The sequence below is a fragment of the [Actinomadura] parvosata subsp. kistnae genome (genome assembly GCF_900323885.1).
Taxonomy (GTDB): domain Bacteria; phylum Actinomycetota; class Actinomycetes; order Streptosporangiales; family Streptosporangiaceae; genus Nonomuraea; species Nonomuraea composti.
Genome location: NZ_OOHJ01000030.1, coordinates 789,433 through 810,601 on the forward strand (window position 1 = coordinate 789,433; position 21,169 = coordinate 810,601).

Annotated in this window: 13 protein-coding genes; 5 read left to right on the forward strand and 8 right to left on the reverse strand. The window is 72.1% G+C overall.

The window, feature by feature from the left end; all coding sequences use genetic code 11:
- Positions 1-167: 167 nt before the first annotated feature.
- A complete protein-coding gene (locus KIS93_RS59410; RefSeq protein WP_080039824.1) occupies positions 168-881 on the forward strand; it encodes a DUF5995 family protein in 714 nt (237 codons plus the stop codon).
- A 117-nt stretch (positions 882-998) separates the two neighbouring features.
- On the opposite strand, the gene KIS93_RS59415 is transcribed toward KIS93_RS59410, so the two are convergent.
- A complete protein-coding gene (locus KIS93_RS59415) occupies positions 999-1,481 on the reverse strand; it encodes a GNAT family N-acetyltransferase (RefSeq protein WP_222108122.1) in 483 nt (160 codons plus the stop codon).
- A 25-nt stretch (positions 1,482-1,506) separates the two neighbouring features.
- Entirely contained in the window at positions 1,507-2,244 is a 738-nt protein-coding gene (locus KIS93_RS59420) for a dienelactone hydrolase family protein (protein WP_080046859.1), read from the reverse strand.
- A gap of 265 nt (positions 2,245-2,509) precedes the next feature.
- On the opposite strand from KIS93_RS59420, the gene KIS93_RS64175 reads away from it, so the two are divergent.
- Complete coding sequence (locus KIS93_RS64175) at positions 2,510-4,237, forward strand: polysaccharide deacetylase family protein (protein WP_080039826.1); 1,728 nt, start codon at positions 2,510-2,512, stop codon at positions 4,235-4,237.
- Positions 4,238-4,278: 41 nt separating this feature from the next.
- Here KIS93_RS64175 and KIS93_RS59430 read toward each other — a convergent pair whose 3' ends face one another.
- The 5 genes from KIS93_RS59430 to KIS93_RS59450 all read right to left on the reverse strand — a co-directional run bounded on the left by KIS93_RS59430 (position 4,279) and on the right by KIS93_RS59450 (position 16,049).
- Positions 4,279-5,448: a right-handed parallel beta-helix repeat-containing protein gene (locus KIS93_RS59430; protein WP_080039827.1), complete on the reverse strand. Its 1,170-nt coding sequence runs from the start codon at positions 5,446-5,448 to the stop codon at positions 4,279-4,281.
- Positions 5,449-5,615: 167 nt separating this feature from the next.
- The gene (locus tag KIS93_RS59435) at positions 5,616-9,674 is read right to left on the reverse strand and encodes a DddA-like double-stranded DNA deaminase toxin (RefSeq protein ID WP_155127766.1); all 4,059 of its coding nucleotides are present in this window, start codon (positions 9,672-9,674) and stop codon (positions 5,616-5,618) included.
- 75 nt (positions 9,675-9,749) lie between these two features.
- A complete protein-coding gene (locus KIS93_RS59440) occupies positions 9,750-12,110 on the reverse strand; it encodes a S1 family peptidase (RefSeq protein WP_186405104.1) in 2,361 nt (786 codons plus the stop codon).
- A gap of 78 nt (positions 12,111-12,188) precedes the next feature.
- A complete protein-coding gene (locus KIS93_RS59445; RefSeq protein WP_080039830.1) occupies positions 12,189-15,263 on the reverse strand; it encodes a beta-L-arabinofuranosidase domain-containing protein in 3,075 nt (1,024 codons plus the stop codon).
- Between the two features lie 198 nt (positions 15,264-15,461).
- Positions 15,462-16,049, reverse strand: a complete 588-nt coding sequence (locus KIS93_RS59450) for a helix-turn-helix domain-containing protein (protein ID WP_186405105.1) — start codon at positions 16,047-16,049, stop codon at positions 15,462-15,464.
- An 83-nt stretch (positions 16,050-16,132) separates the two neighbouring features.
- Here KIS93_RS59450 and KIS93_RS59455 point away from each other — a divergent pair, with 83 nt between their 5' ends.
- From KIS93_RS59455 to KIS93_RS59465, 3 genes are all read left to right on the forward strand, one after another.
- Complete coding sequence (locus KIS93_RS59455) at positions 16,133-17,686, forward strand: MFS transporter (RefSeq protein WP_080039831.1); 1,554 nt, start codon at positions 16,133-16,135, stop codon at positions 17,684-17,686.
- Positions 17,687-17,813: 127 nt separating this feature from the next.
- Positions 17,814-19,436, forward strand: coding sequence for a RecQ family ATP-dependent DNA helicase (locus KIS93_RS59460; RefSeq protein WP_080039832.1), 1,623 nt, complete (start codon positions 17,814-17,816; stop codon positions 19,434-19,436).
- Positions 19,437-19,504: 68 nt separating this feature from the next.
- Positions 19,505-20,158, forward strand: coding sequence for a hypothetical protein (locus tag KIS93_RS59465; protein WP_080039833.1), 654 nt, complete (start codon positions 19,505-19,507; stop codon positions 20,156-20,158).
- Between the two features lie 45 nt (positions 20,159-20,203).
- Here the strand turns inward: KIS93_RS59465 and KIS93_RS59470 are convergent, their stop codons facing one another.
- Positions 20,204-21,145 (reverse strand): FAD binding domain-containing protein, encoded by a 942-nt coding sequence (locus KIS93_RS59470; protein WP_080039834.1) that lies wholly within the window; start codon positions 21,143-21,145, stop codon positions 20,204-20,206.
- Between the last annotated feature and the right edge of the window lie 24 nt (positions 21,146-21,169).

Consider the following 21,169-nt stretch of genomic DNA (forward strand, 5'->3'; position numbering starts at 1 on the left):
CGTACTGGAGCGGCACGCCCAGCCCGGGAGCACCGTCGCGCGGCCCGCACCATGGGCGTCTCATCCCGTGGCACAGGCTTGATCAGGATTGGGCACGGCGAGATGCCGCGGTGCCGGTGACGGGAAGGACTCCCGCCACGCAACGACGCGCGAACGAGGAGCAGCAGATGACGGCTGACCAGCACGACCTCGCCACCACCGTAGAAGCGGTCATCGACCGGATGCGCCGGATCGGCCAGGACCTCGACCCCCTCGACGGGGTCGCCTGCTTCAACCGGATGTACCTCCAGGTGACCGAGCTGGTCGCGGCCAACCTCGTGGAGGGCTTCTTCGACGACGCCCCCTTCGTCGAGCGCCTCGACGTCGTCTTCGCCAACCTCTACTTCCACAACGTCGACGCCGCCCCGCGCGGACACAAGCCCGAGGCCTGCTGGGCGCCGCTGTTCGAGGCCCGCGACGACCGCACCATCTGGCCGGTCCAGTTCGCCCTGGCCGGCATGAACGCCCACATCAACCACGACCTCGCCCTCGCCGTCGTCCAGACGTGCAAGGAACGCGGCACCACCCCCTCCACTCCCCCGGTCCACGCCGACTTCCTGAAGGTGAACGAGCTGCTGGCCAAGGCCGAGTCGCAGGTACGCCAGTCGTTCGAGACCCAGCTGGTGCGGCTGGCCACCAAGGACGCCGAGGCGCTCAAGCACATCGTCGGCAGCTTCAGCATCGCCCGCGCCCGCGACGCCGCCTGGGCCACGGTCACCATGCTCTGGCCCCAGCGCGACACCGCCTTCCTCTTCGACGGCTCGACCGCCACCCTGGCGCAGACGGTTGGCACCGCCGGCCGCCTGCTTCTCACCCCGGTGATCCCCCCGCCGGCGCAGTAGTCCGTTTCACGGCGCCGGCTTCGCGGGATCTCAGGCGTCGACGTCGGCCAAGTAGCCGGCGTCCGCGCTCGACCGGCTGGCCGGCTCGGGGTCGTCGTGAGTCTCGCCGGCCCGTCGTCAGGGACGGAGGTCGAGCCAGGCCGCCACCTCGTCCCCGTCCCTGGTCAGGGTGGCGCCCAGGTCGGCGAGGATCCGCCGCATGGGCGCGTTGCCGGCGGTGGTGCTCGCGTACAACCGGCGGGCGCCGCGCGTGCGGGCGAGGTCGGCGAGCTGGGCGAGCACGGCGGTGCCCACGCCCTGACCTCTGTGTGAGCGCCCGATCCAGATGCCGGCCTCCACGGCGTCGTCCAGCGGGTACAGCCGGGCGGCGCCGGCTGCGCGGCCGGCGAGCAGGATCACGTAGGTGTCCTCCACGGGCTCCGGGGCCAGCGCTCTCGATCGGTGGAAGCTCAGGAAGGCCTGGTGCCGCTCGGTCGTCCAGCCGTCAGGGCCCGGCACCGGGGGCATCACCTCCAGCGGGTCCGCGTCGGCCACCGCGCAGGCCAGCAGCTCCGGCAGCAGGCTCTCCGTCAGCCGCGCCATCCTCACCTCAGAGCGCACCGCTCCTCCTTCCGCCTCGTCGGGGTCACGACGGGTCGCGCAGGCATTCGGCGAGGAAGCGCTCCAGGCTCCACCACGCCCGCTCCGCCGAGCGGCGGCTGTACCGGATGCCGAGCTCCGGGCTGTCGGCCTGCTCCGCCATGAACGAATGGTAGGTGTGGCCGAAGGCGTGGAGCTGCCAGTCGGCGCCGGCGGCGGTGAGCTCGGCCGCGAGCGCCGTGACGTCGTCCGGCCGGGCGAACGGGTCCTCCCAGCCGTGGTAGACGGCGACCTTGCACGAGGTGGGCCGCGGCGTCCAGCCCGGCGGCGGGGTGAGCACGCCGTGGAAGCTCGCCACGCCGCGGACGGCCGCGTCGTGCCTGGCCAGGTCGAGGACGCACAGCCCGCCGAAGCAGAACCCGATCGCCGCCAGCCGGGACGCGTCCACCTGCGGCAGCCCCGCCACCGTGGCGACGACCGTGGACAGCCGGTCCGCCAGCATCGCCCGGTCCTGGAGGAACGGCCTCATGAGCGCGTCGAACTCCTCGGCCGTGGAGCCGGTGACGCCCTTGCCGTACAGGTCCATGACGAACGCCTGGTAGCCCCACCGCAGCAGCCGAACGGACATCTGCACCAGCACGTCGCTCCTGCCCTCGGCACCGTGGCAGACCAGCACGGTGGGCGCCGGCTCGGGGATCATGTCCCCGTGCAGCAGCAGCCCTTCCATCACGGCGGAGCCGTGACGGTACTCGACCGGCGTCGAGATCACCAACCCAGGTTTCATGTCCTCACGTCCTCTCTGCGGAAGCTCGATGATCTTGGCATGGAGCGCTCGCAGAACGATCACATGGCGCTGACATCCGTGAAATCGCTTCCTTAGTTTCACGACCGCCCGGTCGATCATGACCGGTCATCGCCCCCTGGTGACCATTCGCCGCACCCCGCTCAAAAGGCCGTCGATCACGCCGTCCGGGCCGCTTAGCGTCCCTTTGCCGCCGGACGGCGCGGTCAACCGTATGGCATTTCTCTGAACGGGAGCGGAAAAGACGATGCGTGGTAACCGATGGCGAACAATCCGCGGGCTGGCCACCGCTGCGATCCTCGGTGCGGGGGTGAGCCTGGTCGCCCTGCCAGGGCCCGCGTCCGCCGGCACGCCCGCGATCGACCGGCCGAGGTGCACCGGCTACGTGGGGCTGACCTTCGACGACGGGCCCACCCCCGGCAACACCCCGGCCCTGCTGAAAGCGCTGAAGGCGGCCGGGTTACGGGCGACCATGTTCAACGTCGGCCAGAACGTGCAGGCGAACCCGCAACTCGCCAAGGACCAGGTCGCGGCGGGCATGTGGATCGGCAACCACAGCTGGGACCACCCGTACATGACCCGGCTCGGCGCCGAGGAGCAGGCCGCGCAGATCTCCCGCACCCAGGACGCCGTCAAGGCGGCCACCGGGATCACGCCGCAGTTGTTCCGGCCGCCCTACCTCGACACCGACGACGCCCTGCGGGCGGTCGAGCGCCAGTACGGGCTCACCGAGATCAACGCCGACGTGGACTCCCAGGACTGGAACAACGCCACCGCCGCCCAGATCGTGGCGAGCGCCCGCAAGCTGCAGGCAGGCGACGTGATCCTCATGCACGACTGGCCGGCCGCCACGGTCGAGGCCGTCCCGCGCATCGCCGCCGACCTGCGCCGCCGCGGCCTGTGCGCCGGCATGATCTCCCCGGACACCGGCCGGGCGGTCGCGCCCCGCGACGTGCTCGCGCAGGCCCACACCGCCGGACGTGTCCAGGACCTGGGCACGAGCGTGCGCTACACCTGGCCGGGCGTCTCCTTCGAGGGCCGCTTCCGCGGCACCGGCGTCGGGATCGTGCTGAACGACGCCGCCAACGACTACGACGTCCAGGTCGACGGCGCCGCCCCGGCCACGCTGCGCACGCCGGGCAGAACCACGTACTGGGTGAGCGGTCTGCGCGACGGCACGCACACCGTGCGGGTCGCCAAGCGCACCGAGAGCCCGTGGCAGCCGGGCGAGTTCGGCGGGTTCGTCGCGGCTCCGGGTGGGCGCGTCCTCGACGGGCCCGCTCCCCGCGCGCGGCAGATCGAGTTCATCGGCGACTCCTGGACCGCCGGCTACGGCAACATGTCCACCGTCCGCGACTGCGGCGCGACCGGCGGCGTCAACCCCAACTCCAACGCCGACCAGACCTTCGGCGCCCTGACCGCCCGCGGGCTGAACGCCGACTACCAGCTCACGGCCTGGTCCGGCATGGGCATGGTGCGCAACTACAACGGCGGCAACCCGGGAACCACCTTCCGCACCTTCTACGACCGCACCCTCCAGGCCGCCGATTTGGAGGTGTGGCAGCCGCCGCGCGGCTGGCGGCCGCAGCTCGTGGTGGTCGGGCTGGGCATCAACGACTTCTCCACCGCGCTCAACCCCGGCGAGCCCTGGGCGGACCTCGACGCCCTCGCCGCCGACTACCGCGCCGCCTACCTGGGCTTCCTGGACACGCTCAGGGCCAGGTACGGCAAGAGCACCTACATCGTGCTGACCTACCCCACCATGTCCAACACCACCGCCCTGGCCGACTCCGTGCAGCAGATCGTGCGGCAGCGCAACGCCCAGGGGGACGGCCGGGTCAAGGCCCTGCACTACGACAACGCCGCGCTGGGGCTCGACCTGCTCGGCTGCGACTGGCATCCGTCCCTGCACGACCACAAGGCGCTGGCGGGCGCCCTCGGCTCGTTCATCGCCACCCTGCCCCTGAGGTGGTGAGCTCCTGAGATCCTCCCGCCCGGCCGCCGGGCGGGAGGGCGTCAGCTGGTCTGCGGCGGCTCGCGGAAGGTCATCAGCTGCCGGGACCGGTAGATGAACGACGGCGCCGTGTTGCCGCTGACCAGAATGTCGCTGATGGGAGAGCCCTCGTGGGCGACGAGCCCGATGCCCGACCTGATCTTCCCCTGGTAGTCGGGGACGAGCGGGCCCACGGTGTTGCCGGTGATCTCCACGGTGGTCAGCGGGTTGGCCTCGGTCTCGGACGCCCGGACGTACACGCCGCCGTTGCAGCCGGTGATCCGGTTGTTCCGGATGTGAACGGCCTCGGTGTTGAACGGCGTGATCGCGTCGTAGCTGGTGTTGTCGACCACGTTGTCCTCGATCCAGACCCGCGAGTGCCGCACGCCGGGCACGGCCGTGTGCGATCCGACGAGGGTGCCCCAGGGGCCCTGCGATCCCGACTTGTCGCACGTGTTGCCGAGGACGCGGATGTCGGTGCACGGGGTGTTGTCCCTCGCGCCCGCCCACGTGTTCTTGGCGCCGGCCAGGTCGAGCTGGATGGCCTCGCCGTGGTAGCGCTTGTCGGCGTACTGGGGGTCGAGCACCCAGCCGTACAGGGCGCAGCCGCTCACGGTGGCGTTCCGTACGGCGTTGAGCTCGATGGCGTGGTACCACTTGACGTTGTAGATGGTCAGGCCGACCAGCTCGACCCCCGACGTGTGCTGCATCGTGATGACGTTCGACGGCGGCGGCGTCCGGCCGTCCTGGAGGTACTGCCAGATCGGGTCCCAGGAGCCGCCGGTGATCCTGATGGTGCCCGGCGCGTCGTACCGCCCGGTCGTCGCGCTGGGAACGTGGTTGAGCACCATCGTCTCCGAGGTGCCCGGCGAGGTGAAGGCGGCGACGAACCGGGCGTTCGTCGCGTCCAGGTGGGTGTTGCCGCCCACGATCAGCCGCCCCTTGAGCACGTGGCGATGGTTCGCCGTGGCGCGGACGATGATCCGCCCCTGGGCGTCGCGCCCGGCCGGCCCGGCGATGCCGTTGGCGGCGTTGTCGAGCGCGCGGCGCAGCGCGACGACGACGCTGTCCTCGCCCGCCGGATAGGTGTTGACGGCGCCGGCCGCGTGAGCGGCGGGCGCCATGCGCAGGACGCCGCCGCCCGCCAATGCGGCCAATCCCAGTTTGACGGCTTCCCGACGGCCTAATTCCATGACGGTGTCTCCGATCCCCCGCGATTCGGTACGCCGCAGAAAAGCGGCCCTGGATTGAAACACGGGCCCGTTTTCCCGGTCAAGACAGCGCAATCGGGAAATCGCGCGGGCCGAAGGCGCGGCGTCTTTCGACGGCCGCGCCTTCGCCGGAATTCACCCGCGGGTTTTCAGTCCAGCCAGCGCCCGACCCCGCGCACGGTGATTTCGAGCAGCTCCGCCGGATCATCCGGATCGGGATAGTAGATGATCATCGTGGTGCCGGCCGGAAGCAGCATCTTGACGGCCTGGATGCACCCCGCCACCGCCTGCCGCTGCCGGTCGGGCCCGGTGCCGGTGAGCGGCACCGCGTCGCAGACGCCGCCCGGGTTGTTCATGACGAGCCGCAGCGTGGAGTCGCGCAGGGCCACCTCCCGCGTGGCGACGCGGTAGGCGAGCTGCGTCTCCAGGTGCCAGGCCGGAGGCGCCATGGGCAGGCCGAACTGCTGCCGGTACAGCAGGTCGAGGCGGTTCTCCAGGGCGGCGAGGTCGTCGTGCAGGCCGCTCTCGACCGTGTAGTTCGCCCATTTCGACAGGTCGTCGGCGGGGGGCAGGCTCGCGATCGGCAGGCCGTTCGCGTCGAGCACCCGCCCGGACTCGTCGACGATGTAGCCCTGGTTGTTGAGCTGCTTGATCGATTCGCTGACGTCCCTGAGCTTGCTCGCGGCGTCCGCGTACGGGCACTGCCCGCCCTCCTGGACGCAGCCGATGGGCAACATCCGCACCAGCGAGGTCGCCAGCGAGGACTCGTAGGTCGCCACGATGATCGTGCGGTCGGACATGTGGTGGAGCAGGTACATCGGCCCCCAGATCGAGTTGTACTCGGCGAAGCGCAGCTCCTCCGGGATGAGCGACTCCACGAAGGTGCCCTTCCACTGGCTCGCGTTCTCGTTCCAGTTGGGATCCTCCGACAGGTCGAAGGCTCCGGTGATGCAGTCCGAGAAGCTGGACACCCGGCCGCTGAGGGCGCCCTTGAAAGCGGACTTGCAATCGCTGATCATCCCGTACTGCTGGGCGGCGTTGAACAGGTCCAGCGCGGTCAGGCTGATGTACTCCTCGGCGAGACGGTGGGTCTCCGTCTCCCGGTCGGAGATCCCCGTCTTCGCGGCGGAGAACAGGGGGCTCATGACGACGGACAGGCACGCGTCCAGTGCCTTGCCGACGAACTGCCGCCGGCACTGCTCGGCGTTCGCGTGCGCGTAGCCGTCCGGGTCGTGCAGCGGCCCCTTGGGGTCGTTGAGAATGTCCTCCACGTAGGCGCTGCAGTCGTGGTATCCGGGCAGGCCGTCCTCCGGCCCCCATTTGCAGTGCCCCAGCCATTCGCCTTTCAGCGTGTTCAGGCGGCGCTGGGCCTCTTCCCGGTAGTGGTCGAACACCTCGGCGGCGATCCTGGCCGCTTCCGAGGCGCTGTTGCCGGCCCGGATCTGCGCAGCGTACGCGGTGTCGTAGGCGGCGTAGGCGCCGGCCGCGTCCTGCGCCGCCGAGACGGCGGACGCGCGGGCCCAGCGGGCTGACAGCGACGCCCTGCCGGCCGACTGCTGCGCCTGCTGGGCCGCCGCGGCGGCGGTGCGCACGGCCTGCGCGGCCCGTTCGGCAGAGGCGGCGGCGTCGCGGGCGTGGGCGACGGCCTCGGTGGCGTACGTCCGCGCCTGGTCGGCCGCTCGGCCGGCGGCGTTGGCGTACCCGATGGCCTCCTCCGCCGCGCCCCGGGCCTCCGCCGCGGCGGCCTGCGCGGTGCGGGCGAAGTCGACGGCGCGCTGCGCGATCTCCGACGTCTCGATCATCAGGGACGTGGCGATGTAGTTGTGGGTGGCGGTCGCGTAGTCGCGCTCGGCCGCGCGGTGCCGCTCCACCTCCAGGAACTCGGCCTGCATCGCCGTCGTGCCGGCCAGCGCGATCTGGGCGCCGTTGCGCACCTCGGTGCCGTTGGAGGCGTCGCCGGCGATCGCGCCGACCTTCGAGCGGATGTCCATGGTGTAGGCGGTGTTGTGCTTGACGTCCAGGAACTCCTGGAGGGCGCCGGGGTCGTCCGAGCGCAGGGCGAGGTTCGCCGCCTCCTCGGTCTGGGCGTGGCCGGCCTCGCGGGCCTCGGCGAGGATGCGGCCGACCTGCTCGCGCTGCTCGGCGGCCAGCTCGGGATAGTCGGGGTCGTCGAGGAAGGCGACGACGTCGGCCCACGCGCCGTCGAGGGCTTGCTGCGCGGCGGCTCTCATGGCGGGGGTGCCGGTGGGCATGAGACCGGTCAGGGTCGTGCGGTCGTCCTGCTCCTCGGCGGCGGCGAGCCCGGTCTTGACGAAGGCGACGGTACGGACGTCGTCGTCCTCGCCGAGCGCCGCCATGGCCGCCGAGCTGGTCCACGTGCCGGGCACGGTCGCGAAGTAGCGGGCCACCTCGCGCGCCTTGCGGGCGGCCGTCGCGATGTCGGCCTGCGGGTTCGCGGCCTCGGCGATCAGCGCGTCGATCTCGGGCGTGTGGTAGCGGCGCATCGGCGCCGCGAAGCCGCGGGCGTCGCCCAGGCGGGCCTCGGCGGCCTTCTGGCTGACGTGCCGGGCGAAGGACAGCTCGAGTTCGAGCTCGTGCTTGAGCCGTTCGGCGTCCGCCGCGCGTGCCGCCTTGTAGACGGTCTGCGCCGTCTCGGCGGCCTGCAAGGCGTCCTCCGCCGCGCGGTAGGCGTTGTTGGCGTGCTGCGTCGCCAGCTCGGCCGCGTTGACGGCGTTGCCCGCGTGCTCGGCCGCGCTCTTCGCGGCGCTCGCCGCCTGCTCGGCGTACGTCACCGCGCGCGTCGCGGCGTCCCGGGCCTTGCCGGCCGCGTCCTTGGCGATGTCGGCCTGGCGCACGGTCTCCTCGGTGGCGCGTTTCGCCCGCTCGGCGCTGGCTCCCGCGCGGGCCGCCGCCGCGAACGCGGCCTTGGCCTCGGCGCTGGCCTGCCCCGCGTACCGGCCGGCGGCCTCGGCGGCGCGCCCGGCGGCGGCGGTGTTCGCCCGCGCCGAGTCGGCGGCGGCGACCGCGGCGTAGGCCTGCTGCGTCACGGCGGTGATCTGGTCGATGGGCGAGAGCCAGGCGGTGATCTGCGGCCCGATCTGCTGCATGACCCGGTTGTGGTTCTCCGCGTCGGCGGCGGCCTTGGCGTCCAGCTCCGCCGCCGCCGCTGCCGCCCACGCCTCGTCGGACTTCGTGTGCGCCCGCGCCGCCGCGGTCGCCGCGCGTCCGGCGGCGCCGGCCGCCGCGCGGGCGGCCTGCGCGGCGGCCCGCGCGGCCTGGACGGCGATGCTGGAGGCGACCGCGGCGCGGTCGGCGGCCTCGGCCGCGCGCCGGGCCTGCCGCTTGGCCTCCGCCGACTCCTGCCCGGCCAGCGAGGCGAGGCGTTCCGCGTCCTGCGCGTCGGCCTTGGCCGCCGCGGCCTCGGCTTTCGCGCGGTCGGCCTGCGCGACCGCGGAGACCGTCTCGAACGCCGCGAGCCGGGTCGCCTCCGTGGCGCTCGCCCGCAGGTCGTTGAGGGTCTGGTTCTCGTTGTCCCTGGCCTGGGCCACGCCCCAGTCGATCTGGACGAATCTCTCCTGCATCTCCAGGCTGCCGTCCTGCAGCGCCCGGTTCGCCGCGGCCTGCACCTGCGGGCCGCCCTCCGCCATCGCGCGGTTGACGACCGCCCGCAGGTCCAGCTTGTACGGCAGCCGCCACCCCGACTCGATGAACTGCCCCAGGGCCTCGCGCGACCCGTTGCGCAGCACCGCGTTGGCGGCGGCCTTGACCTCGGGCCCGCCGGCCGCCTTCATCCGGTTCACGCCGGCGCGCAGGTCGATCTCCCGCGCGCTCTGCCAGCCGCCGTCGAGAAACTTTGACACGGCGCCGGAGTCGTCGGAGCGCAGCGCCGCGTTGGCGGCGGCGGCCACCTCGGCCTCGCCGTGCGCCTTGATGCGGCCGACCTGCTCGCGGTCGTCCTGCGCCGTGAGGCGGGGCAGCTCGGCCAGCATGGCGCAGATCGCCGCCTTGTCCCCGAGCAGGGCCTGCTCGGCGGCCGGGCGCACGTTCACGCCGCCCGTGACCCACGCCTCCAACACCACCTGGCGCTCGCACACCGGCGCGGCCGGCGGGTCCGCCGCCGCGGCCTCGGTGATCGGGCTGCCCACGAGAAGCAACGCGAGCACGCTGCCCACGACTCCCGTGCCACGTAACGCTCGATTCGTCTTCACGTCCACCGCTTCCGTCCACACGATCAAGGAATGGGGGAACGGCCGGCCCCCGGACGGTGGCCGGCCGTCACGTTGTCAGGCGACGACCCGCAGCTCCAGCAGGGTCTCGCGGCAGTTGTCGGGATAGTCCGGGTGTCCCTCGTCGCAGGTGGTGTCCGTACGCCCGAACTGCTCGCTCTCGTCCCGCTCGACGCGCTTGGTCCGCTCCGCGCCGGAGGACACGTTCACGACCGTCGCGTCCACGTCATGGCCGGCCCCTGGCGAGCGGCTGTCCCCCTGCACCTCGTAGACGTTCGGGATGCGCAGCTTCACCCAGCCGCCGGCGCCGAGCACCTTGAAGCAGACCGCCGTCACGCCGAGATGCGGCTCGCCGATCTCGGTCTGGCCGTTCAGCAGCCCGGGGAACACCTTGATCACGCCGACCCCGTTCTCGGGGGACACGGTGCACGAGACCCAGATGAGCCCGCCGTTGCCGGAGATCAGCTCGAAGTTGCGCGCCTCGGCCTCGTCCGTGCCCCAGTCGGCCTGGCCGGAGGTGCCCGCGTAGGCGTGCGGGAAGTTCAGGGGGTAGGCGTACCGCTCCACGATGGAGTCCTGGCCGATGACCGGCGTCACCGTGACCGGCACCACCCGTACCGGCGGGAGAGCCCGTCCGGCGAAGTAGGTGATCCCGTCGCCCGGCCGGTAGAGGAACAGGTGGCTCTGCCCGCCCGTGCCGCGGTAGTCGAAGGCGATCATGCGGTCCTTCGCCATCTCCAGGTCGTAGCCGCCGATGCCGGCCGAGCTGTGGAACACCGCCGTGAACGCGTTGCCCGCGCCGTGCTTCAGGATCCAGGCCGTCTTCCCGCCGGGACGGTAGAGCAGCAGGTGGTCCAGCCGCCCCGAGTGCTCGTAGTCGTAGGCGATGATCCGGTCGGCCGTGCTCTTCAGGTCGTAGCCGCCGATGCCGGTCGAGCTGTTGAAGACGGCTCTGAACGTGGTGCCCGTGCCGTGCTCGAGGATCCAGGCCGTCTCCCCGCCCGGGCGGTAGAGCACCAGGTGGTCCAGCTTGCCCGTGCCCTCGTAGTCGAAGGCGATGATCCGGTCCCGGACGTCCTTCATGTTGTAGCCGCCGATCCCGCCGTCGACGGTGGCGAAGACCGGCGCGAACGCGGCGCCGCCGCGCTGCAGGATGTGGACCGTGCCGATCCCCGGCCGGTACAGCAGCAGATGGTCCTGCTTGCCCGATCCCGCGTAGTCGAAGGCGATGATCTGGTCCTCGTCCCGCTTCAGGTCGTAGCCGCCGATGCCGTCCGAGCTGTGGAAGACGGCCTTGAACGTGGTGCCGGTGCCGTGCTCGAGGATCCAGGCCGTCTCCCCGCCCGGGCGGTAGAGCAGCAGGTGGTCCAGCTTGCCCGTGCCCTTGTAGTCGAAGGCGATGATGCGGTCCCGCGCGTCCTTCAGGTCGTAGCCGCCGATGCCCGTGGTCGAGGAGAAGACCGAGGCGTAGGTGCCGTCGGTGTTCCGCTTGACGATGGAGACGATCTGCGTGCCCGGCCGGTAGAGCACCAGGTGGTCGAGCTTGCCCGAATGCTCGTAGTCGAAGGCCACCACCTGGTCGCGGTCGTCCTTCAGGTCGTAGCCGCCGATCCCGGTCAGGCTGGACCCGTACTGGGCGAAGGACGTGGTGGGTTCGGGGGCGGCGGTGCGGATCCAGCTCGCCAGGTCGTCCACCCGCATCGCGTCGCCGCCGCGCGTCCCGTCGGCGGCGGCGCCGAGGCAGCCGCCCTGTCCCGAGCCGGAGCTGAGCCCGACGAGCTCCGCGCGGCTCCCGTTCGTGCGGAGCACCGGCGCGCCCGCGTCCCCCTGGCAGGCGCTTACGTCGCCGCTCGCCGCGCTCCAGCCGAACGAGCCGGCGGCCACGGTCCCGGCCACGACCGGCGCGGCGTGCAGCAGGCCGGGCGCCCACTGCTCGGCGGTCCGGCCGAAGCCGGCGACCTGCAGCGCGTCCCCCGAGACAGGGGCGGTGGAGCCGAGCGTGACAGGCGTGATGCCGACGGCCCGCAGGGTCAGCTTGACCAGGACGACGTCCCGGGTGGGGTGCGGGTGGATCCACTCCACCGGCAGCACCCGCCCGCCCGTACCGGACAGGTCCGTCCTGCCGACCGTGACCGTCGTCGCGGTCTTCGGCGCCCCGCTCGTCAGCGGCTGCCCCGGGGAGGCGAAGCAACTGGTGGCGGTGAGCACCCACTGCGGGCTGATCAGGGCTCCGGTGCAGCCGTGGGTCTCGCCCACGTTCACCTTCGCCACGAAGCCCCAGGTGCCGTCGGTCACGGGGCCGCCGCCCCGCACCGCCTGGGCCGGCGTCGCCCCTGCCCAGAGCACCGCCGAAGAGATGACCATCAGGAGCGAGAGGGTCGTGATGGGTAAGGACCGGATGATTCGCTGGAGTTTCACGGCTCGATTGTGAAGATCACGCCGTACGCGAACCAGGGCGTCACCCGGGCATAAGGCGGGCATTTCCCGCCTCAGCCCCTACGGCTCCGGGGTCAGCTCCTTGCGCGCGCTCGCCGCGGCCGCCACCACCGCGTCCTGCTGCGCCCCGGTCAGGCGCCCCGCCCGCACGAACTCCGCCGCCGTCCTCGCGACCGTGGAGACGAACGCCCCGTGGGTCGCGAACGGCGCCTGGTCCCACACCACGTCGAGGAACGTCAGGCCGTCGGTGCCGGGCGACGGGATCCCGCTGACCGGGACGTCGTACTTCGGCAGCCCGTCGTCGCGCCTCACGTTGGGCACGCCGGAGTCGATGCTCCCGAAGACGATCTGCGGCTCCACCCGGCGGAAGTAGGCGGAATGGGGCTGGGTGTCCCCGACGTACCACGGGCGCAGGGTGAAGCCGTGCGTCGTGAAGAGCGGGTCGCCCGCCGGGCTCGTACCGGCCGGCGTGATGGCGGCGCGCGCGTAGTCGCCGTCCCGCTTGAGGTAGCGGTAGAGCGACAGCTCGCGGTAGCCACCGCTCCCGGGGTCGCCGACGATCGGCATGAGCAGGGGGCCCCACATGACCGACTGCGTGTCCGGGCGGTCGAGGGCGCGCTCGATCCGGATGCCGAACGGCATCGACACCTCGACGACGTCCCCACGGCGCCAGGTGCGGCGCAGCGTCACGTACGTGCCCGGCTTCGCCGCCCCCACCGGCGCCCTGGTCCCGTTGACCAGCACGGTGAAGCCGTTGCGGGCCCAGGCGGGGACGCGCAGCCTGATGTCGAGGCGGCCGCTGCCGTCGATGCGCAGCCTCGTCCCGGCCTCGCGCGGGAAGGCCGTCTCCTGGGTCACGGTGAAGCCCTTCTCCGCCCACGTCACGGTCGAGGGCACGAAGAGGTTGACCCAGAGGGCCGAGCCGTCGGCCGACTTGAAGTAGACGGTGTCCTGGTACTTGGTGTGGTTCTCCAGCCCCGTTCCGCCGCAGCAGGTGCCGGTGTTGCCGTACGACCTGCTCGCGCCCGGCCCCACCGGCTGGAAGTAGGTGACCTGCGGGTTGCCCGTCGTGGCCGTGTCGGCCCGCGAGCCGGCGATCTGGTTGAGGACGGCCCGCTCGTAGTAGTCGACGTAGGCCGGGTCCCGGGTGTGGAAGAAGAGGTTGCGGGCCAGCTTGGAGACGTTGTAGACGGAGCAGGTCTCCGCGCCGCTCTGGGCGAGCGCGTTGGCGATGTTGTCCCGGTTCTGGAACATCTCCAGGTTGTTGTTGGAGCCCGGATAGTTCCCGCCGGTGCCGCCGTGCGAGAACATGCGGTGCGGGACGACCATGCCGAAGAAGTTCGCCGCCGCCCGCAGGTAGTCCGGGCCGCCGCCCTGCTCGAAGATCCGCAGGTAGCCGACGAAGTTGGGCACGTGCTGGTTGACGTGCAGCCGGGCCGGGCGGCGGCGGCCGAGCTTGGCGGGGTCGGTCACCACGAGGATGTCGCGGTTCTCGACGCAGGCGCCGAAGAGGGACTCCCGGTTGTCGAACAGCTTCGCCGTCTCCAGGTGCCGCTCGTCGCCGGTCAGGGCGTAGATCTCCGGGAACACCTCGTTCGCGCCGCCGTACTCGCCGGCGATGTAGGTGTCCCACATGAGGTCGAGGTCGCTCCTCGTGATGGGGCCCTCGTACTGCGGGTGGTTCTTGTCGCCGACGGTCAGGGCGAGGTGCGCCCACTCCGCCATCCTGACGACCACGTCCCGGGCCCGCTCGTTGCCGGTCAGGGTGTACGCGTCCAGCAGGCCCCGCATGATCTTGTGCTGGGTGTACCAGGGCGCCCAGACGTTCGTGTCGGGGTTGCTGCCGTACACGGCGAACCGGGGCGGCCCCAGCCGGATCACCGCGTCCTCCGGGACGGCGCCGAGATAGCCGGGATGGGTGGACACCCATAACCCGCCGCCGCCCTGCGTGACGGGGACGATGCCGGCGTCGCGGCCGTTCGGTGAGGAGTCGAGCGCGCTCGACCCGCCGTCCTCGTCGAAGCGGTACCAGGCGATGTTCCCGCCTCCGGTGGAGCCCGCGGCCGACGTCGTGAGGGACTGGACCTCAGCGGCGCCGAGGGCCCGGTCGAAGATGTGGAACTCGTCGATCGTCGCGTCGAGCAGCGGGTCGCCGTACTGGGAGCGGCCGATCCAGATGTTGCCGGGGACGCCGAGGCTCGTCGGGTCGAGCGACATGCCGGGGTTCGTGGCCACCGCCGCGCCGTTGACGTACAGCGTCCCGACGCCGCCCGCGAGGGTGACGGCCAGGTGCACCCACTCCCCCGCCGGCACGGCCGACGGGCCGGTGATCTGCTGCTCCTGGCCGCTGCCGCCGACGGTGATGGCGAAGCGCGGCGGGTTTCCCGCCGCGCCCGAGCGGGCCGTCAGGAACATGTTCACCGTCGTGTTCTGGCCGAAGTCGAAGATCCTGCTCCAGGTCTGTGCCGTGGCGAGGTTGACCCAGGTCGCGATCGTGAAGTCGGTGAGCTGCGACACCGCCTCCTGCGGCAGGCGCAGGTGCTCAGCGCCGCTGCCGCCGTTGAGTCGCAGGCCCTTGCCGAAGCGTCCCTCGACCCGGCCGATGACCGGCTCCTCCGGCTCATTGCCCCCGCCGGGCGTGTCCATCCGGGCGGTGATCGCGGCCTGGCACGCGGCCAGCTCGTCCACCATCCAGTCGAGCTTGTCCTTGAAGACCTGCTCGCCCTGGTCCGCGTACGCCTGGGCGAGGGCGCTCAGGTAGTGGCCGGCCCAGTGGCCGCTCAGCAGCCCGCCGTCCTCCCAGCCGCCGGGCAGCTGCAAGCCCGGCGGGTTCGGCCGGCCGGCCTGGTCGTTGAAGAGCATGAGGAAGCGGCGTTCGTCGTACGCCCGCAGGAACGCCTTCATCCGGTCCCGCTTCTCCTGCAGCAGGCCCGCGTTCAGGCGCACCTCACCGAGCGGGAACGGCCTGACCGGCGTGTTGCTGCCCGCGCCGACGTACGGGATCCCGGCGGCCCCTGGGGCCGAGGTCCGCGCCGCCGCCGGGAGCGGCCTGGCCGTCGCGGCCAGCGCCAGCCCGACGGCCGACGCGCGGACGAAGGTGCGGCGGCTGACTCCTGGCTGGTCGGAGGCTGTCATGGTCCGTCTTCCCTTCACTCGGCAGTGTTAGCGCTAACATTCCGTGGCCGACGTCAACCTGGGAGGCTGGGCCGAAGAGGACGTCTGATGACATCAGTAACCTTCGCCGGACATGATCGACCAGAGCGGCCCGGTAAAATGTTACTAAGGCGTTGCAAAGCAGGCCGGCCGTCATCCCCCACCCATGCCGGCTCCGGCTCAGTCGCCGGGCTTCCGGGTGTCGCCGCCGTCACGCTGGTGCCCGCGCCGCGCGTCCCGGTCGAAGATGCCCATGATCTCGCACGGCCCGCCCTCGGCGCCGATGGCGTGCGGCATCATCGTCGGGAACTCGGCGGCCTGGTTGGCCTCCAGACGGATGCGGCGGTGGCCCAGCATGAGAGCCGCCGTGCCGGACAGGACGACCAGCCACTCCCGGCCCGGATGGGCGCGCATACGGGCCGGGTTGTCGGGCGGCGGCTCGGTCAGGCGCCGGCGCATGACGGTCATGCCGGGGTCGCCCTTGACCGGCCAGCGCATCCAGCCCTGCGTGCCGTCGATCTTCGGGCTGATGACGACGTCGTCACTGGCGGTCTCGACCAGCTGGTCGAGTGAGGTGTCCAGGGCGCGGGCGAGGGTGACGAGCTGATCGAGGGCGAGGCGCCGCCGACCGTTCTCGATGCGGCTCAGCGAGGACTGGCTGAGCCGGGCACGGGTGGCCAGCTCCTCCAGGGACCAGCCCTGCGCGACCCGGAGGGCGCGGATGCGTTTGCGTACGAGGCTGTCCAGGTCCTCATCTTCTTGCTTCATAGGCAAGATGCTATGCCCATCGTGCAAGGCGTGGCTAACGTCGCCGATGGCGGCCTCGGCCTGCCTTGATCGAGAGGAACCTCATGAGCACCAACCACGCGGAAACCGGCGTGCCCGACGCGCGCCGGCTGCGCACCATCCTGATCGCCGTCTGTGTCGCGTTGATGGCGGTCATCGCCTCGGTGACCGGGCTGAACGTCGCCCAGCCCGACATGGCCGTCGAGTTCGGCGCCTCGCAGACCACCATCCTGTGGATCATCAACGTCTACACCCTCACCCTGGCCGCCCTGCTGCTCCCGCTCGGCGCGATCGGTGACCGGCTGGGCCGCAAGCCCATGCTGGTCAGCGGCCTGATCATCTTCGGGGCCGCCAGTGCGCTCGCGGGCCTGGCCCCGTCCGCCGACGTCATGATCGCCGCCCGCGTGCTCAGCGGCGTGGGCGCGGCGGTGATCATGCCGATCACCCTCGCCGTGATCACCTCGACCTTCCCCGACGAGCAGCGCGGCAAGGCGATCGGCGTGTGGACCGGCGTCGCCGGAAGCGGCGGCATCATCGGCATGTTCCTGTCCGCCCTGCTCGTGGACGTCGCGCACTGGCGGTGGCTGTTCCTGCTGCCCGTCGTCCTGGTCCTCGTCTCGCTCGGCATGATGCGATCGGTGCCCGACTCCCGCGAGCGCTCCGGGCACCCCTTCGACACCGTCGGCGCGCTGGCCTCCGTCGTCGCCGTCGTGGGCCTCATCTTCGTCCTCCAGGAAGGCCCGGAGCGCGGCTGGAGCTCCCCCGTCACCCTGGCCGCCCTCGTCGCCGGCCTGGCCGCCCTGATCTTCTTCGTGGTCTGGGAGCTGCGCCGCGCGGACGCGTCCCTCCTGGACGTGCGGCTCTTCCGCGAGCGCGGCCTGGCCGGCGGCTCCATCACGCTCCTGGCGGTCTTCGGCGTCCAGGCGGGCGTGTTCGTGGTGCTCTTCCCGTTCCTGCAAGCCGTCCTCGGCTGGTCGGGGCTGCTGTCGACGCTGGCGATGATGCCCATGGCCGTGCTGATGATGGCGACCTCCGGCCTGGCGCCCCACCTGGCCGCGCGCATCGGCGCCCGCGCCACCATGGCGACCGGGATCGCGCTGTTCGGCGCCGGTCTCGCCCTCATGGCCGGCATCGTCTCCGTCGACGGCGGCTACCCGTCCATCCTGCCCGGCATGCTCGCCATGGGCATCGGCATGGGCCTGGCCATGACGCCCTCCACCGAGGCCATCACCGGCTCCCTGCCCCGCGACAAGCAGGGGGTCGCCTCCGCGCTCAACGACATCACCCGCGAGTTCGGCACCGCGCTCGGCGTCGCCCTGCTCGGCGCCCTCCTGGCGAGCGGCTACCGCGGCGCCGTCGACGACCGGCTCGCCGGCCTCCCCCAGGGCGCGGCGGACGCCGCCCGCCAGGGCGTCGCCAACGCCATCGAGGCCGCCGGCAGCGCCGGCCCCCACGCGCGGGCACTGGTCGATGCCGCCCGGCAGTCGTTCGTCGAGGGCTGGCAGCAGGCGATGTGGGCGGGGGTCGCCGTCATGGGCATCCTGCTCGTCTACACCGCCGTCCGCGGACCGCAGCCTGCGGCCAAGGAGGAGACTCCTCCCGCACGGGTGACCGCGTAAGAGCTGCCCCGTCCGGCCATCACGCCCGCGCTCATCCGGAGGCGCCATGAACCGCGCCGGGTGACATGCCCGTCGCCTGCGGGGGCAGGAACGACAATCCGGCAGTGCGAGCGCGGCGGGAGGTCCGATGACAGAGGTGAGCGCCGAGTGTGAACGGGTGGCGCGGCGGGCGCTGGGCCTGACCGACCTGCGGCCCGGCCAGCTGGCCGCGATGACCGCGCTCGCGCAAGGCCGGGACGCCCTGGTCGTGATGCCGACCGGCGGCGGCAAGTCGGCGATCTACCAGGTGCCCGCGCTGCTCCTGCCCGGCCCCACCGTCGTGGTCTCCCCGCTGATCGCCCTGCAGCGCGACCAGGTCGAGGCGCTGCGCGAGCGCGACGAGGAGGCGGTGAGCCTGGACGCCGGCACCCCGGCCGGCGAGCGCAGGACGACCTTCGAGTCGCTGCGGGCCGGGGAGACGGAGTTCCTGTTCTGCGCGCCGGAGCAGCTGGCCAAGCCCGACGTCGTCCGCGACCTGGCCGCCGCCGGACCCTCCCTCCTGGTCGTGGACGAGGCCCACCTGATCTCCTCGTGGGGACACGACTTCCGGCCCGACTACCTGCGGCTCGGGGCGGTGGCCGAGGCGCTGGGCCGCCCGCCGATCGCGGCCCTGACCGCCACCGCCGCCCCGCCGGTGCGGGCGGAGATCACCGAACGGCTGGGCCTGCGCGACCCCATGGAGATCGTCCAGGGCTTCGACCGCCCCAACATCTCGCTCACGGTACGCCGGATGCTCGACGACCCCGCCCCCGACATCGTCGCCACGGTGCGCGAGGAAACAGGGCCGGGCATCGTCTACACGGCGGTACGCAAGCAGACCCACCGCCTCAGCGACCTGCTCACCGACGCGGGCGTGCGGGCCGCCCCCTACCACGCCGGGTTGCGCCGCTCGGAACGCGACGACGTCCACGGCCGGTTCATGGCCGGCGACCTGGACGTGGTGGTCGCCACGAGCGCGTTCGGCATGGGCATCGACAAGCCGGACGTGCGGTTCGTCCTGCACGCCGAGGTGCCCGGCTCCCCGGACGCCTACTACCAGGAGATCGGCAGGGCCGGCCGCGACGGCGACCCCGCCAGGGCGGTGCTGTTCTACCGCCCCGAGGACCTGGGCCTGCAACGCTACTTCACCGCGTCCGTACCGGACCTGGAGACTCTGACCGAGGTGGCGCAGGCCGTCGCCGAGGCCGGCGCGGGCACCGACCGCAAGACGCTGAGCACCCGTACCGGACTGTCGCCCCGCCGCCTGACACTCCTGCTCGACCTGCTGGAAAGAACCGGCGCCGTCCGCCTGTCCGCCCGCCGGATCGAACCGGCCCCCGACGCCCCCAGCCCGGAAACCGCCGCCGACCTCGCCCGCCGGCTGGCCGAACGCCGCCGCGACGTCGAACGCACCCGGCTGGAGATGATGCGCCACTACGCCGAGACCGACGACTGCCGCCGCCGCTTCCTGCTCGGCTACTTCGGCGAGCAACTCACCGACCCCTGCGGCAACTGCGACACCTGCCTCGCCGGCACCCCCGAACGCCGGCAGGAGGAAACCGGCCCGTTCCCCCCGCACGCCCGCGTGGAGCACCGCACGTGGGGGCCGGGCGAGGTCATCCAGCGCGGCGAGGACCGCCTGACGGTTCTGTTCGACACGGCCGGGTACCGCGAGCTGCAACTCGACGCCGTCCTCGAACAACACCTCCTCACCGAAACCTCGCCCTCATAATCCTTGAGGCCGGGCGGTTCTCGACGTTGCATGCTGGAACCTGGAGAGCTGGTTCTCGGAGGCCCAACATGACCGGGTTACTGTCGGTGGTCCTGGCATCGGGGCTGGCCTGGCTGATCGGCAGCCAGATCACCTACCGCTGGGACGACGTCAAACGGCGGCGAGAGCTCGATCTCGCCGCCGTCGAGAGCTTCTATCGCGCCTACGGATGCTTCATCGAGGTCTGGCGCCTGTGGAGCGCGCACAAACGCCATTCACAGCAGGTCACGACTCCGGACGACATGCAGTGGCACTGCCTGCAGCGCGCGGCGGCCGTGGAGGGCAGCCTCGAGGCGATATTGATCAAAATCGTGCTCGAGCGGCGGCTCACGGACGATGACCTGCGGCTGCTGGGCTGCTTCAGGCAGGCGTACCAGTCCCTGCGGGAGAGCATTCGCGCCGACAGTGAACTGCGATGGTACGCCAGTGACGGTGACGACGAGGCTTACCGCCGGTACCGGGCGTTCAAGGCACTCGCCATCTATGCGGCCGATCTCCTGCAAAGCAACCAGACGAGATGGTTCATCGGCAAGCGGCGCACGGACCTCCCTTCGGGGCGGGAGAGCGTCGGCTTCCTGCTGGCAGCGACCGACGTGGCCCGAACCTATGACTGGCTGGAGACAGCCGAGCGCATCCTCGACATCGAGTCCCTGGCACCACGCCGCACCGGCGCCCGCTCGTAGTCCCGCTCCCCCTGGCGGTACGACCGGTCGATCCGGCACCAGCGACTAGGAGGCCGACGTGCCCGCGGCTTGTTCCAGCACCTCCAGGACCGTGCCGGCCAGCAGCGTGACCTTGTAGGCGTTCCCCGATGCCGGCGTGCAGCGAGCGGCGGTCAGCGCGGCCGCCGCCGTGAACGGCTCGCCCGCCAGGACGGCCTCCTCCACCTCGCCCAGCCGCAGCGGGACCCGGGCGACGCCGCCGGCGCCCACCGCGGCGTGGCTGATCCGGGTGCCGTCCAGGACCACGCGGGCGACGGCCTCCACCAGTGGCCACTCGGCCTCGGAGCGGCCGGTGGCCCGGTGGTAGGCCGCGCGCTCGCCGGCGACGGGCGGCGGCAGGTGGATCGCCAGGAGCAGCTCGCCGGGGTCGAGGAGGTGGTCGCGGGACGGGTCGGAGCCGTCCCCGTACAGGCTGGCGATCGGGAGCGGGCCGCGGTCGTGCACCTGGACGGAGGCGTCATAGGTCAGCAGCGCCATGGCCAGGGACGACGGGTGCGGGGCCAGGCAGGGGCCGGTGTCGATCACGGCCGCGTACAGGGTGTCGCCGGCGCGGGCCGGGCAGGAGTTCCCGCCGTTCTGGTGGCAGGTGAAGGCGGGGTTGCGGTAGTACCGGCAGCGGTTGCGCTGCAGCAGGTTGCCGCCGACGGTGGCCACGGCCCGGATCTGGGGGGTGGCCAGCGCCTGCGCGGTGAGGGCCAGCGCGGGGTACGCGGCGCGCAGGCGGGCGTCGCGGGCGAGGTCGGCGATCGTGGTCAGCGCGCCGATGTGGGCGGAGCCGTCCGGCTGCCAGGTGATGCCGGACATGCCGGGCAGGTCGCGCAGGCCCGTCAGGTCCACGTGCGGGCCGGCGGCGGGCCGGCTCATCAGGTCGGTGCCGCCCGCGCGCGGCTCGCCGTCCCGGGCGGCCAGGAGGAGGTCGGCGGGGAGGAGGTCGGTGGGGACGGTCATCGGCCGATCCCTTCGACGAGCCCG

Excerpts from the sequence above, each read along its gene's own strand:
- KIS93_RS59410 (WP_080039824.1), top strand. The coding sequence starts at position 168 with ATGACGGCTGACCAGCACGACCTCGCCACCACCGTAGAAGCGGTCATC.
- KIS93_RS59420 (WP_080046859.1), bottom strand. The coding sequence starts at position 2,244 with ATGAAACCTGGGTTGGTGATCTCGACGCCGGTCGAGTACCGTCACGGC.
- KIS93_RS64175 (WP_080039826.1), top strand. The coding sequence starts at position 2,510 with ATGCGTGGTAACCGATGGCGAACAATCCGCGGGCTGGCCACCGCTGCG.
- KIS93_RS59430 (WP_080039827.1), bottom strand. The coding sequence starts at position 5,448 with ATGGAATTAGGCCGTCGGGAAGCCGTCAAACTGGGATTGGCCGCATTG.
- KIS93_RS59445 (WP_080039830.1), bottom strand. The coding sequence starts at position 15,263 with ATGACAGCCTCCGACCAGCCAGGAGTCAGCCGCCGCACCTTCGTCCGC.
- KIS93_RS59450 (WP_186405105.1), bottom strand. The coding sequence starts at position 16,049 with ATGAAGCAAGAAGATGAGGACCTGGACAGCCTCGTACGCAAACGCATC.
- KIS93_RS59455 (WP_080039831.1), top strand. The coding sequence starts at position 16,133 with ATGAGCACCAACCACGCGGAAACCGGCGTGCCCGACGCGCGCCGGCTG.
- KIS93_RS59460 (WP_080039832.1), top strand. The coding sequence starts at position 17,814 with ATGACAGAGGTGAGCGCCGAGTGTGAACGGGTGGCGCGGCGGGCGCTG.
- KIS93_RS59465 (WP_080039833.1), top strand. The coding sequence starts at position 19,505 with ATGACCGGGTTACTGTCGGTGGTCCTGGCATCGGGGCTGGCCTGGCTG.
- KIS93_RS59470 (WP_080039834.1), bottom strand. The coding sequence starts at position 21,145 with ATGACCGTCCCCACCGACCTCCTCCCCGCCGACCTCCTCCTGGCCGCC.